7 protein-coding genes and 1 pseudogene are annotated in these 15,539 nt (G+C 51.4%); 6 read left to right on the top strand and 2 right to left on the bottom strand.

The window, feature by feature from the left end; all coding sequences use genetic code 11:
- Positions 1-142: 142 nt before the first annotated feature.
- The 6 genes from CXL14_RS19635 to CXL14_RS19610 all read left to right on the top strand — a co-directional run bounded on the left by CXL14_RS19635 (position 143) and on the right by CXL14_RS19610 (position 12,862).
- A complete protein-coding gene (locus CXL14_RS19635) occupies positions 143-490 on the top strand; it encodes a YflT domain-containing protein (RefSeq protein ID WP_003155650.1) in 348 nt (115 codons plus the stop codon).
- A 164-nt stretch (positions 491-654) separates the two neighbouring features.
- Complete coding sequence (locus tag CXL14_RS19630) at positions 655-1,920, top strand: pectate lyase (RefSeq protein ID WP_088056288.1); 1,266 nt, start codon at positions 655-657, stop codon at positions 1,918-1,920.
- A gap of 124 nt (positions 1,921-2,044) precedes the next feature.
- Positions 2,045-3,481 carry an anion permease gene (locus CXL14_RS19625; protein ID WP_007408966.1) on the top strand — a complete coding sequence of 479 codons (1,437 nt, stop codon included), beginning with the start codon at positions 2,045-2,047 and terminating at the stop codon, positions 3,479-3,481.
- Positions 3,482-3,587: 106 nt separating this feature from the next.
- Complete coding sequence (locus CXL14_RS19620) at positions 3,588-4,286, top strand: hypothetical protein (protein ID WP_088056287.1); 699 nt, start codon at positions 3,588-3,590, stop codon at positions 4,284-4,286.
- A gap of 114 nt (positions 4,287-4,400) precedes the next feature.
- Complete coding sequence (locus CXL14_RS19615; protein ID WP_088056286.1) at positions 4,401-10,253, top strand: NTTRR-F1 domain; 5,853 nt, start codon at positions 4,401-4,403, stop codon at positions 10,251-10,253.
- A gap of 185 nt (positions 10,254-10,438) precedes the next feature.
- Complete coding sequence (locus CXL14_RS19610; RefSeq protein WP_101287921.1) at positions 10,439-12,862, top strand: exosporium glycoprotein BclB-related protein; 2,424 nt, start codon at positions 10,439-10,441, stop codon at positions 12,860-12,862.
- Positions 12,863-13,013: 151 nt separating this feature from the next.
- Here CXL14_RS19610 and CXL14_RS20475 read toward each other — a convergent pair whose 3' ends face one another.
- Positions 13,014-13,988, bottom strand: a complete 975-nt coding sequence (locus tag CXL14_RS20475) for a histidine kinase (protein WP_232789962.1) — start codon at positions 13,986-13,988, stop codon at positions 13,014-13,016.
- A 225-nt stretch (positions 13,989-14,213) separates the two neighbouring features.
- Positions 14,214-15,479, bottom strand: a pseudogene (locus tag CXL14_RS20470) (ATP-binding protein); the annotation flags it as partial.
- Positions 15,480-15,539: the final 60 nt, after the last annotated feature.

Below are 15,539 nucleotides of genomic sequence, written 5' to 3'. Positions count from 1 at the left end.
GCTTTCCCTACTGTAACATGTCCCGCCAGAAAATATCCACCGACAATCTGCCCGTTTTTTCACGGAACTCTCTTTCTTTTGTTTGACCTTTGGTTGAGCGGGTAAACATCCAATATACAAAAACAAAAGGGAGGACTTATCAATGAAACCGGTAGTAAGAGAATATACAAATGATCAAAAACTGATGCAGGACGTAAAAGAGCTTCAGCAATTGGGTGTCGCAAAAGAAGACGTATATGTGCTTTCTCATGATGACGACAGAACGGACCGCCTGGCAGATAATACTGATGTCAATACCATCGGAGCGAAAGAAACGGGCATTAAACACGCAGTCGGCAATATGTTTAATAAAAAAGGCGACGAGCTCCGCAACAAAATTCACGAAATCGGCTTTTCAGAAGAGGAAGCATCACAATTTGAAAAGCGCTTAGATGAAGGAAAAGTTCTTCTGTTTGTCACGGATAACGAAAAAGTGAAATCATGGGCGTAAGCTGAACAGATCCCAAGGGGTTTTCGGTCCCTTGGGATTTTTTTTGCGGTTTCCGCAATAAAACCGAAAGGCACATTCTGTACATTTTCGGTGCTGTTTCTCAACTGATTTGATACAATTCAATTGTAATAAATTGGTATACGGAATCAGGAGGAGCACAATTCATGAAAAAAATGTTACTTATGCTGGCGATTTGTTTATGTATGATCCCTGCGGACGTCTATGCCGCTGATCTGGGACGGCAGACGTTAGGAACAAATGACGGCTGGGGAGCCGCTTCCAGCGGGACAACCGGCGGCGCGAAAGCCTCATCATCGAATGTATACACCGTATCAAACAGACAGCAGCTCGTTTCTGCATTAGGGGGAAGCGCCAACAGCACGCCGAAGATTATTTACATACAAGGCACAATCAATATGAATACGGACGACCGCAATAAAACGCTCGGCTTTAATGATTATAAAGATCCGGCATATGATCTCAATGCCTATCTCAAGGCGTACGACCCGGACAAATGGGGAAAAAAAGCGCCGTCAGGCACCCAGGAAGACGCCAGACAGCGATCGCAAAAAAACCAGAAGGCACGGGTCGTGGTTGACATTCCTTCAAATACGACGATCATCGGCTCGGGTTCAAATGCCAAAGTGACAGGCGGAAGTTTTAATATAAAGAACGGCGTCGACAATGTCATCATCCGCAACATTGAATTTCAAGACGCTTACGACTATTTTCCGCAATGGGACCCGACGGACGGCAGCAGCGGCAACTGGAACTCGGAATATGACAATATCACCATTAACGGCGCGACGCACATCTGGATCGATCATTGCACCTTTAATGACGGATCGAATCCCGACAGCGGTTTTCCCTACTATTACGGGAGAAAATATCAGCACCATGACGGCCAGACGGATATAGCCAACGGGGCGAATTATATTACATTGTCCTATAATAAATATCATGACCATGACAAAGGCTCCGTCATCGGAAACAGCGACAGCAAGACGTCGGATGAAGGAAAACTGAAGGTGACCATTCACCATAACTATTACCAGAACATCGTCCAGCGCGCACCGCGGGTCCGGTACGGGCAGGTTCATATTTATAATAATTTTTACGCAGGCTCGAAAAGCGCCGCATACCCGTTCAGCTATGCGTGGGGCGCGGGCCACGCGTCAAAAATGTATGCCCAGAATAATGTCTTTGAAGTGCCGGGACTGGCTGCTGATAAAGTCATCAGCGTCTTCAGCGGCGGAAAAGCGCTTCATGAAGACGGCACTCTTTTAAACGGCGCCTCCATTAACGCGTCAACAGCCAACGGATTAAGTCAGTCCGTCGGCTGGACACCGTCATTGCACGGTTCCATCGGCTCATCATCAAATGTAAAATCAGATGTTATATCTAAAGCCGGGTCGGGCATATTAAAATAAGAAATAAGAAACACAAAGGAAAATATTCCTTTGTGTTTTTTAATTAACAAAAACGTTTATTAACTTAGTTAAGTAGTAAAATGGGATAGGGGATGGAAGACAACAAAATAGGAGGAGACCTGTAATGGCTTCAGAAAAAGACGCAAAAAAACAGCAGGCAGTAAAAATCATTCCTTTGCTTATTACTGTTGCTGTGGGATTAATCATTTGGTTTATTCCCGCGCCGTCCGGACTTGAACCTAAAGCATGGCATTTGTTCGCTATTTTTGTCGCAACAATTATCGGCTTTATCTCCAAGCCCTTGCCAATGGGCGCAATTGCAATTTTTGCATTGGCAGTCACCGCGTTAACGGGAACGCTATCTATTGAAAATACGTTAAGCGGATTTGGAAACAAGACAATCTGGCTGATTGTCATCGCCTTTTTTATTTCCCGGGGGTTCATCAAAACCGGGCTCGGCGCCAGGATTTCTTACGTATTCGTACAACGGTTCGGGAAGAAAACACTCGGCCTTTCTTATTCACTGCTTTTCAGTGATTTAATTTTATCACCTGCCATTCCGAGCAATACGGCACGGGCGGGCGGCATTATTTTTCCTATTATCAGATCATTATCCGAAACTTTCGGATCAACGCCGGCAGACGGAACAGAGCGGAAAATCGGCGCTTTCTTATTAAAAACCGGTTTTCAAGGAAACTTGATTACGTCTGCGATGTTTTTGACGGCAATGGCGGCGAACCCGCTGATCGCCAAGCTGGCCCACGATGTCGCAGGGGTGGACATCACATGGACAAGCTGGGCAATCGCGGCCATTGTACCGGGATTGGCGAGCTTAATCATTACGCCGCTCGTCATTTATAAGCTGTATCCGCCGGAAATTAAAGAAACACCGGATGCGGCTAAAATCGCAACGGAAAAATTGAAAGAAATGGGTCCGTTTAAAAAATCCGAACTCTCCATGGTCATCGTGTTTTTATTGGTGCTTGCGCTGTGGATTTTCGGAGGAAGCTTAAATATTGACGCAACGACGACGGCCCTGATCGGATTATCCGTTTTGCTTTTGTCACAGGTATTAACATGGGAGGATATCAAAAAAGAACAAGGTGCATGGGATACGCTGACTTGGTTCGCGGCGCTTGTGATGCTGGCGAATTTCCTGAATGAGCTCGGTATGGTGTCTTGGTTCAGCAATATGATGAAATCTTCTGTTTCCGGTTTTTCATGGATTGTGGCATTTATGATTCTGATTGTCGTGTATTATTACACGCATTACTTCTTTGCGAGCGCAACCGCGCATATCAGCGCCATGTATGCGGCATTTCTCGCCGTCATCGTGGCGGCAGGCGCTCCGCCGCTGTTGGCGGCGCTCAGCCTGGCGTTTTTCAGCAACCTTTTCGGTTCTACGACGCATTACGGCTCAGGAGCGGCTCCGGTCTTTTTCGGAGCGGGTTATATATCGCAAAGCAAATGGTGGTCCATCGGCTTTATCCTGTCAATCGTCCATATTGTGACATGGCTTGTGATCGGCGGATTATGGTGGAAAGTATTAGGGTTATGGTAGAAGAAAAAAGGCAGACTTAGGTCTGCCTTTTTTTATTTCTGTAGGGAATGGGAAGGGCCTGCACATGATGACTTCAGTGCGAATAGAATATTGCCGGGGTGATAATATGAGCAGCGTCCGTGATCAATACATGATATTGAAACAGAAACCTTACAAATATATGAGCAGACATATGAAACACCGGTATGAACAATTACCATGTGAACTTGAAAGACCGGAAACAGGGACGGAAAAACGGTTTCCATCTTCAGATGAAAATCGATCTGCCTTGTGCGTACCCGGGCTTCGAGGTCCCGAAGGCAAAAGAGGACCCGCCGGCTCCCGCGGTCCGCAAGGGGAGGCGGGTCCGCCCGGTCCCCCGGGGCCTGAGGGGCCGCCGGGAGCGGTTCCTGCGGTAGCTTTTCAAAATACAGCAGACCAGATGATGATTCCGTTAGAAGGAACACCGATAAACGTGTTAAGCACAGTGATAGCCGCGCCGACAGATCAATTGGTGAAAACGGATGCCGTCATACAAGTAAATGTGGAATTAGACCCGCTCGCGTCTCATTTCTCATTGGTCTTAGCTGTCGATCTGCAAAGAAATGGCGTATCGATACAAACACAGAGACAAGAGCGGAACCTCTTTTCTTCAGGCGGACAAATCATAGGAATTCCTTTTACGTACATCGACGAAATGAAGGCGGATGAAACAGCCGCGTACCAGCTCTATTTATCCGTCCTTTCTTCGAATCTCGTAACACAAGTCGCAGCGGCAAACCGCTCCCTCATTGCGACGGGATTCCCCATTCAAGGATCGGACTAAGGTGATGAGTAGAAATCACCTTTTTTATTTAGGTTGTCAAAACACAGCCCGTATTAATATGCTGTCTTAATAGGTAAGACGGTCAACAACGGGAAGGAGAGGGAAAAAGATTGAATGAATAATCCGATTATAAACGGGAGCTTTGAAACCGGCACATTAGCGGGTTGGAGTTCGGCCAATACCCAGATTAACAGTTTGTTTGCACATTCAGGGAGATATTCCGCGCAATTTATTGGAGCTCAGCCATATGCTTACCTCAGTCAAATCGTTCCCATTTCAGCCAAGTCACTGACTCTATTCGTATCACTCGCAACGCTCGGAAATGAGCCAAGTCCCCAAGTAACTCTCCAGATCATCTATATCAGCGCAGCAGGTGAACAAATCAGTTCCATTCAAGAAAATATTACACCCGGAAATTTGCCGAACGTGCTCTTTCACACATGGTCTGAAATCTATAAAACAAGCAGTGTGCCTTCTGGCGCGGCCTCTGCCGTCATTGTATTAAGTAAAGTTTCTTCCGGCACGGTTTTAATAGACGACGTTTCATTGGCGCAAACCGGGGGTGAACCTGGCGTTACAGGAATTACAGGTCCCACAGGAGTGACGGGCCCCACAGGAGTGACCGGAGCAAGAGGAGCGACCGGAGTAACTGGTGTAACGGGAGCAACAGGTTCAACCGGGGCAAGAGGAGCGACTGGGTCAACGGGTGCACCCGGGGTTACAGGCCCAACTGGCGCAACAGGTTCAACCGGGGCAACAGGAGGAACTGGGGTAGCAGGTTCAACCGGAGAAACGGGGTTAACCGGAGCCACTGGAGTAACAGGATCAACAGGAGCGACCGGTTCAACTGGAGCAACAGGCCCAACCGGCTCGACCGGTCCAACTGGAGTTACTGGTGCAGCAGGCTCAACTGGGCCCACGGGAGAGATCGGTCCAACCGGAGCCACCGGCTCAACGGGAGTAACAGGAGCGACTGGGATAACTGGTGCAACAGGAGAGACCGGAGTAACAGGTGCAACAGGAGAAACGGGATCGACCGGAGTAACAGGGGCAACAGGAGTTACTGGCCCGACTGGGGTCACGGGTGTAACCGGCCCAACCGGCCCAACCGGCCCAACCGGCTCAACCGGAGCAACGGGAGTAACAGGAGCCACCGGCTCAACGGGTGCAATGGGATCGACAGGAGCGACTGGGGTAACTGGTATAACGGGATCAACTGGTTCAACGGGAGTAACTGGACCAACAGGAGCAGCAGGGTCAACTGGTTCAACCGGAGAAACCGGTCCAACCGGAGCGACTGGAGTAACAGGCCCAACCGGCGCAATAGGAGAGACCGGTGTAACAGGAATAACCGGCGCAACGGGATCGACAGGAGAAACCGGATCAACCGGGTCAACTGGGGAGACTGGTCCAACAGGAGAAACAGGAGCAACTGGCTCAACGGGAGAAACGGGTCCAACTGGAGTGACTGGGGCAACGGGGATAACGGGAGCCACAGGGGCTACTGGCCCGATCGGCCCAACCGGAGCGACAGGAATAACAGGTCCGACCGGGGAGACAGGAGTGACTGGTGTAACGGGGACAACCGGGGTAACAGGTTCAACCGGAGCAACGGGATCAACGGGAGTGACTGGGGCAACGGGGATAACAGGAGCAACAGGCGCAACCGGAGAAACGGGTGCAATCGGCCCAACCGGATCGACAGGAGAAACGGGGTCAACTGGGGAGACTGGTCCAACAGGAGAAACAGGAGCAACTGGCTCAACGGGAGAAACGGGTCCGACTGGTGTAACCGGATCAACAGGAGTGACTGGCCCGACTGGGGTCACGGGCTCAACTGGTGTAACCGGATCAACAGGATCGACAGGAGAAACGGGTTCAACTGGAGTAACCGGGGCGACGGGAGTAACCGGAGAAACCGGTGCGACAGGAATAACCGGGCCGACAGGAGCAACGGGAACGACCGGCTCAACAGGCCCAACAGGCCCAACGGGAGTAACAGGCGCGACAGGATCAACCGGGTCAACTGGGGAGACTGGTCCAACGGGATCGACAGGAGAAACCGGGGCGACGGGTGCATCCGGTTCAACCGGAGCAACAGGAATAACAGGAATAACAGGCCCAACCGGCTTGACTGGTGTAACTGGAGCAACAGGGGCAACCGGGGCAACAGGAGTAACCGGCTCAACTGGTTCAACGGGAGAAACCGGCGCAACCGGTGTAACTGGAGAAATCGGCCCAACGGGAGAGACCGGTCCAACCGGAGCAACAGGTTCAATCGGAGCAACCGGCCCAACTGGGGCAACAGGAGTAACCGGAGCAACGGGAGAAACTGGTCCAACCGGTCCAACTGGAGTAATTGGCGCAACCGGAGAAACTGGCTCGACCGGGGAAACCGGCCCAGCAGGAGTAACGGGACCAACCGGCTCGACTGGAGCAACAGGATCGACTGGAGAAACCGGCCCAACCGGAATCACGGGTCCAACTGGTGTAACGGGATCAACAGGTGTAACAGGAGAAACCGGAGCAACGGGAGTAACTGGAGCAACAGGATCAACAGGAGAAACGGGTTCAACGGGAGTGACTGGGGCAATCGGCCCAGAAGGACCAACAGGAGAAACCGGCGCAACGGGGGCAATCGGCCCAACAGGAGGAACTGGGTCAACCGGGTCAACCGGGGTAACTGGAGAAATCGGCCCAACGGGAGAAACCGGGGCGACTGGTGTAACTGGGCCAACAGGAGCCACCGGCTCAACGGGTGCAATGGGATCGACAGGAGCGACTGGGGTAACGGGTGTAACAGGAGCCACCGGCGCAACCGGTGTAACTGGAGAAATCGGCCCAACGGGAGAAACCGGTCCAACCGGAGCGACTGGAGTAACAGGCCCAACCGGCGCAATAGGAGAGACCGGTGTAACAGGAATAACCGGCGCAACGGGCGCCACTGGCATAACCGGAGCAACTGGGGTAGCAGGTTCAACCGGCTCAACCGGCCCAACTGGTATAACCGGAGTAACAGGGGCAACAGGAGTTACTGGCCCGACTGGGGTCACGGGCTCAACTGGTGTAACTGGCGCAACCGGCTCAACTGGCCCAACCGGATCAACAGGAGAAACCGGAACCACGGGATCAACCGGCTCGACTGGTGTAACCGGGGCAATGGGAGTAACAGGCTCAACTGGTGCAACGGGATCAACCGGCTCAACCGGAGTAACGGGGGTAACAGGCGCGACAGGATCAACCGGGTCAACTGGGGAGACTGGTCCAACGGGATCGACAGGAGAAACCGGGGCGACGGGTGCATCCGGTTCAACCGGAGCAACAGGAATAACAGGAATAACAGGCCCAACCGGCTTGACTGGTGTAACTGGAGCAACAGGGGCAACCGGAGCAACCGGTGTAACTGGAGAAATCGGCCCAACGGGAGAGGCCGGTCCAACCGGACCAACAGGTTCAATCGGAGCAACCGGCCCAACAGGGGTAACGGGTGTAACTGGAGAAATCGGCCCAACGGGAGAGGCCGGTCCAACCGGACCAACAGGCTCAACCGGAATAACAGGGGCAACAGGTGTAACAGGTTCGACCGGAGAAACCGGCCCAACTGGAGTAACAGGTTCAACGGGAGAAACGGGTCCAACAGGAGTAACAGGGGTGACGGGAGAAACTGGCCCAACCGGAATCACGGGTCCAACAGGAGAAACCGGAGCAATAGGAGTAACCGGGGCAACCGGAGCCATGGGAGAAACCGGAGCAACGGGAGTAACTGGTTCAACTGGAACAACCGGTACAACCGGAATAACAGGCCCAACGGGATCGACAGGCCCAACCGGTTCAACAGGTGTGACTGGAGCAACGGGTATAACTGGAGCAACTGGAGTAACAGGAGAAACCGGAGAAACGGGTCCAACAGGCCCAACCGGTCCAACTGGAGTTACTGGCGAAACCGGAGAAACTGGCTCGACCGGGGAAACCGGAGCTACTGGAGAAACCGGCCCAGCAGGAGTAACGGGACCAACCGGCTCGACTGGAGCAACAGGGCCGACTGGAGCAACAGGGCCGACTGGAGCAACAGGGGCGACTGGAGCAACAGGGCCAACAGGAATCACGGGTCCAACTGGTGTAACTGGCTCAACCGGTCCAACAGGAGTTACTGGCGCAACCGGAGAAACTGGCCCAACAGGAGCAACAGGAGAAACCGGCTCAACTGGTGTAACTGGTTCAACAGGAGAAACTGGAGCGACGGGAGTAACCGGATCGACTGGCGCAACGGGATCAACTGGAGTAACAGGAGCAACAGGACCGACTGGAGCAACGGGGATAACAGGAGCAACGGGTTCAACCGGAGTAACAGGAACAACCGGCTCGACTGGTGTAACCGGTTCAACGGGAGAAACAGGCGCAACCGGTGTAACTGGCCCAACCGGAGAAACTGGCCTAACCGGCGCAACAGGGCCAACAGGTGTAACAGGAGAAACCGGCCCAACTGGAGTAACAGGTTCAACGGGAGAAACGGGTCCAACCGGAATCATGGGAGCAACCGGAGAAACGGGTCCAACTGGTGTAACGGGATCAACAGGTGTAACAGGAGAGACCGGTCCAACCGGAGCAACTGGAGCAACGGGTATATCTGGAGCAACTGGAGTAACTGGAGTAACAGGGGCGACCGGAGAAACGGGCCCAACCGGAGTAACAGGGGCGACTGGAGAAACGGGCCCAACCGGAATCACGGGTCCAACAGGAGCAACAGGTCCAACCGGAGTAACCGGAGAAACCGGCGCAACCGGAGTAACGGGATCAACCGGAGCAACTGGAGTGACTGGGGCAACGGGGATAACCGGAGCGACTGGCGCAACAGGGGTAACAGGTTCAACCGGAGAAACGGGTCCAACTGGTGTAACGGGAATAACTGGTGTAACGGGAATAACTGGTGTAACAGGACTAACTGGAGTAACAGGAGCAACTGGAGTAACAGGAGCAACTGGAGTAACAGGAGCAACAGGATCAACTGGAGTAACAGGATCAACTGGAGTAACAGGAGCAACAGGATCAACTGGAGTAACAGGAGCAACAGGATCAACTGGAGTAACAGGAGCAACAGGAGTAACGGGAGCAACAGGAGCAACTGGAGAAACCGGCTCAACTGGTGCGACGGGATTAACTGGAGAAACCGGTGCAACAGGAGAAACCGGCCCAACTGGTATAACCGGAGTAACAGGGCCAACAGGAGTTACTGGCCCGACTGGGGTCACGGGCTCAACTGGTGTAACTGGTTCAACCGGAGAAACTGGCCCAACAGGAGTAACTGGAGTAACCGGAGCAACTGGAGAAACCGGCGCAACCGGCGCAACCGGTATAACTGGAGAAATGGGCCCAACGGGAGCGACCGGAATAACGGGCTCAACCGGATCAACAGGCGCAACTGGTGTAACCGGAATAACAGGCCCAACCGGTTCAACGGGTGTGACTGGAGCAACGGGTATAACTGGAGCAACTGGAGTAACAGGAGAAACTGGCGCGACTGGCTCAACGGGATCAACAGGAGTAACCGGCGCCACAGGCAGTACACCGGCCTTGCTCTTCACAAGAACCAACGGGCCGCTCACTGTTTATCCGCCGTTAAATACAGAAGTTCCCGTTGCTACGCTGGCAATCCCAGTTAATGCTTTGCAGAATGTAAAGCTTGATTATGCCCTCAGTGTCGCGATAACATCTGCAGCCAATTCAAACTTTGTTTTTGAGGTGAGATTATATAGGGGAACAGTACAAATTCATACAAGAACTCTGTCGCGAACTAATACTACCGCAGCTACGGAAAGTTTTTCGATTGCGGACACAACAGTGGATACTGCGCCGACCGCAGGAACAAACACGTACCAGCTAAGGATTATTTTAACAACTGCTAATAATTTAACGGCAGCAACTGCTCTCAATATCGATTTTAACAGCATAAGTTTCCCGACAACCTAATGACAACAGCAGACTGATATTTTAAAGATGAAAGACCTGACTTATGCACAGTTAGGTCTTTTTTTCTGTGAAAAAAGCTGTGCATGATGCAGCCTTAAAGACCATTTGAAAATTTGCCCAATAGAAGTGGGGTTTTGCCACACCTTTTTTCTTCGTGGAAATATTATGCGAATAGAGGTGGTGTAATGAGAAAAGGAGATACTTGGTATAACAGATACGACTCTTGGGATTACGACTGCCGGAATTGCAATGATTGTTGCTGTCATTTTCAACATAAAAGAAGAAATCAAAGGCGCAGTTATCAAAATCGAGCACATTGCTGTGAAGGATTCTGTTGCGAAAACTCTTGCTGTCATGAAAGATGGTGTCCATGCTGTCATCCAAATCATTTTCATGTAAGAGGATTCACCGGAGCAACGGGGTTCACTGGAGCAACGGGGTTTACCGGAGCAACGGGATTCACCGGAGCAACGGGCTCGACCGGGAATACCGGAGCGACTGGGGTAACAGGCGCAACGGGAGCAACGGGATTCACTGGAGCAACGGGGTTTACCGGAGCAACGGGATTCACCGGAGCTACGGGCTCGACCGGGAATACCGGAGCGACTGGGGTAACAGGCGCAACGGGAGTAACGGGAGCCACCGGAGCTACTGGACTAACCGGAGCAACCGGCGTCACTGGAGATCCCGGCGCGACTGGAGCAACCGGCGCCACGGGAGTAACGGGAGCAACCGGAATAACCGGAGAAACCGGGGAAACCGGAGTAACGGGAGTAACCGGGAATACTGGAGCGACGGGAGTAACAGGCTCGACCGGAGTAACAGGCGCAACTGGGATAACGGGAGCCACGGGAGAAATCGGAGCCACCGGGATAACGGGAGCCACTGGAGTAACCGGAGCGACCGGAGTAACCGGAGCAACCGGGGATACTGGAGCGACCGGAGTAACAGGTGCTACCGGTGTAACCGGGGATACTGGAGTAACGGGAGCCACCGGGCTCACCGGCCCAACCGGAGTAACGGGAGCCACCGGAGCTACTGGACTAACCGGAGCAACCGGCGCCACGGGAGTAACGGGAGCCACTGGAGTAACCGGAGCGACCGGAGTAACCGGAGCAACCGGGGATACTGGAGCGACCGGAGTAACAGGTGCTACCGGTGTAACCGGGGATACTGGAGTAACGGGAGCCACCGGGCTCACCGGCGCAACCGGAGTAACGGGAGCCACGGGGATAACCGGAGCAACTGGATTAACCGGTGCCATCGGGGTAACGGGGGCAACTGGGGTAACAGGCGCAACTGGAGTAACGGGAGTAACCGGGGATACTGGGGCGACCGGAGTAACAGGCGCAACCGGAGTAACAGGCTCGACCGGAGTAACGGGAGTAACCGGAGATACTGGAGCGACTGGGGCAACGGGAGCCACTGGAGTAACCGGAGTAACAGGTGCTACCGGAGTAACAGGTGCTACCGGTGTAACCGGGGATACTGGAGTAACGGGAGCCACCGGGCTCACCGGCGCAACCGGAGTAACGGGAGCCACGGGGATAACCGGCGCAACCGGGGTAACGGGGGCAACTGGGGTAACCGGAGCAACCGGGGATACTGGATCAACAGGAATAACAGGAGCCACCGGAGTAACGGGATCAACTGGAGTAACCGGAGTAACGGGAGTAACCGGAGCGACCGGAGTAACGGGATCAACCGGTGTAACCGGCGCAACCGGGGTAACGGGAGTAACCGGGGATACTGGATCAACAGGAGCGACCGGAGTAACGGGATCAACCGGTGTAACCGGAGCTACTGGAGCCACCGGAGTAACGGGATCAACTGGAGTAACCGGTGTAACCGGAGTAACAGGGGCCACCGGAGTAACAGGGGCCACCGGAGCCACTGGAGAAACCGGAGTAACGGGAGTAACGGGAGTAACAGGTGCTACCGGAGGTACTGGGGCAACCGGGGTAACGGGAGTAACCGGAGGTACTGGAGCGACTGGAGTAACAGGATCGACCGGAGCAACCGGAGTAACCGGAGTAACCGGAGTAACCGGAGTAACCGGCGCAACTGGGATAACCGGAGCAACCGGAGCAGGCGCGATCATTCCCTATGCTTCAGGTCTTCCCACTGCCGTGACGACCATTGCCGGCGGATTAATCGGAACGGTGAGCCTTGTCGGCTTCGGCAATTCTGTGACGGGCGTCAATGTCGGAGGGGGAGGCGCAATTGATCTTACCGGGGCCGGAGGAACTCTGCTGAACTTTGCTTTTTCTGCTCCGAGAAGCGGAACCATTACATCAATTGCCGCCTATTTCAGTACAACCGCAGCATTGTCGCTTGTCGGCTCGACTGTTACGATAACCGCACAATTATACAGTTCCACAGTGCCGAACAATACGTTCTCGCCGATCCCCGGAGCATCCGTCACTTTAGCTCCTCCTCTCACCGGCATATTGTCAATCGGCAGCATCAGCAACGGAATCACGACAGGGCTGAACATTGCGGTAACTCCTCAAACCCGGCTGTTAATGGTATTCTCCGCCACTGCGACCGGCCTTTCGCTTATTAATACAGTGGCGGGATATGCAAGCGCGGGAGTTACGATTTCTTAAGTGAAAACGGCCAGACTGGTGCGGATCATCTAAGCTTGGAGAAGATATCACTTTTTCTTCAAGCTTTTTTGTTTTTACTTTTTGGGTAAATAAAGGCTGACGGGAATTTCCCGACAGCCGGCAGAAGTATTTACAAGCCTTCTGAAGTTAATCAGTATCTTAATGAAGACGTTTTTAGTGAGTTCGAATCATCCGTTGTGCCGGGAGTGTGGATCATCATCGAAACAGCGGTGCCCTCATCCGGGGTGCTGGTGATCGTCAATTCACTTCCGCAAAAATGCTTCAGCCGCCGATTGATATTTTTCAAGCCGACACGGCGATTAACATCAGAAGACAAAATATCTTCCTGTATGTCCGGCATGATGCCGGTTCCATTATCCTCCACTTTGATTAAATACGTGTTTTCGCCTTGTTTTTTCGCTGTCAGCTTTATCCGTCCGCCGCCTCTTTTCTTACTGATCCCGTGATGAACGGCGTTTTCCACCAATGGCTGTATCATTAAAGGCGGAAGGGGGAAGTCAATGTCCTGTTCAATATCAAAAGAGATATCAAGCCGTTTGCCGAAGCGTGTTTTTTCTATAGAAAGATATGACGTAATGATAGAAAGTTCGTTTCTGAATGAGCTGATGTCCGAAGTGTTTTGAAAATCAAAACTCATCCTTAAATAGTTTGTAAATGCAGCAGTCGTTTCCCGGGCTTTTTCAATATCCAAATGGCTGAGCGCGATGATCGTATTTAATACATTGTAAAGAAAATGAGGCTTAATTTGCGACTGAAGAAAAGCCATTTCCAAATTTGTGGCTTGGTGAGCCGTATGCTTCATCAAAATTAAATTTTTAATACGCGCGGTGAATTCAGAGTAATGATAAGGCTTTTGTAAAATGTCGTTTGCTCCGGCATGAAACGCCTTGTATTTGTCATGGCTGATAATGGCTGCCGTAACGATAAGAACCGGCAGATCGACCATGCTGAATCTTTCGCGGATGATTGTGCAGACTTCAAAACCCGTCATGTCGGGCATCATCAAGTCTAATATGACCAAGTCAAGCTTCGAGGAAGAGACAGCTTGAAGCGCCTCTTTTCCGCTTTTTACTGCGATTACGTTATAAGGAACACCTTCCAGCATATCCGTTAAAATTTTCAAACTCTCGATGTTATCGTCGACGATCAGAATCGTCGGAGCATCGATTTTTTCTGAGTGATAAGGCGTGACCAGCGAAATATCCGACATTCTCTGTCCGGGCTGTGATTTAGGAAGTTCGGTCTTTGCTTCCGGTAAAGAATCAATTTGAGCGGCGGGTAACGTAAAATGAAAGGCTGATCCTTGCGCCGCCGCTGACTCCGCCCAGATGTCCCCGTTTTGGAGCTTGACGAGCTGTTTCACAATACTTAAACCTAAACCCGTTCCATCTTCTTCCGTTCCTTCCGCTTGCTGAAAAGAATCAAAAATGGTTTCAAGATCAGCCTCAGGAATGCCGCTGCCGGTATCGGCCACCGTGATTTGAATCATTTTGTCATTCAGGCTTTCAGCAGAAAGAATAATGTTCCCCTCGGATGTGTACTTGATTGCGTTTTCAACAAGATTGGTTAAGATTTGCCGGAAACGGTTTTCATCTGCAAGCACCAAAGGGAGATCGTCCGGCACATGATTAAGAATGGCAAGTTTTTTATGTTTGGATAAAAGCCGGTAGAAGTTCATCTCACTGCATATGACGGCATGCACATCGACGGGAACCGGACGAATCTGCAGCATACCCTGCTTCATTTTTTCCAAATCAAGAATATCATTTACGAGATCAGAAAGTCTGTAGCCCATACGGATGATCAGCTGCATATTTTCTTTCTCTTCCTCTATCGTCTTCTTTTTTCTGCCGGCTACAAGGGTTTGGCATATATTAATAATGCTGTTCAGCGGCGTCTTGAATTCGTGTGAAGTTTTGGCGATAAATTCATCTTTCAGTTGGTCGATTTTGACTAATTTCCGTGAGAGGACTTCATTGTCCCGGAAAGCTCCGGCGAATTGCTGCGCCATCAGAAGAACCACCGCCAATAAAGCAATAACTGTCGGCAATGAATAGATCGAATTAAAAGAAAAAGCCGTTTTGCCGCTGTAAGCTGAAATGGTCGTAAGAATCACAAAAGCGCTCATCGAGACGGATGCGAGTGTAAGGTACGTGCTTCCTTTTATTTTTCTTATGGCGGCAATCGTAAAAATGTATGTAATATAAAACAGAGTCGTAACGGCAAGCACAGAATGTAAAATGTATGAGAGGTGGTCAATGAAACTTCCGGACATAAAATCAGTGATCAAGATAATCCCGGATAAAGCGGTTAAAAAGGTGATCGTCGTTTTTGAAACAATTTCTCTGTATGCATAAAAGAGATAAAGAAAAACCGCCATGCTGACAAGCACGGTTGAGATGATACGCAAGGAATTCAGCAATGAAAATGAAATAGACGGAAAGAGGAGAAAGATAATTCTTTCTTTCCCGATCATAAGAATAATGGCTGAAAAAAGCAGACACATCACGGAAAAGAACAATAAATGTTTATCCTTTGTCCGTTGGAGAAAAAAGCCGAGAAAATATAAACCGGTAATGAAAAAAGCCGTAATCATAATGGAATCATTGAAAAAGGAAATTTGATTCTCGCGTATAATTTGTTCTTGAGTCCCAAA

This window comes from Bacillus sp. SJ-10 (genome assembly GCF_002843505.1).
In the GTDB taxonomy this organism is placed as follows: Bacteria; Bacillota; Bacilli; order Bacillales; family Bacillaceae; genus Bacillus; species Bacillus velezensis.
This window is presented reverse-complemented; position numbering and strand designations above follow the sequence as displayed.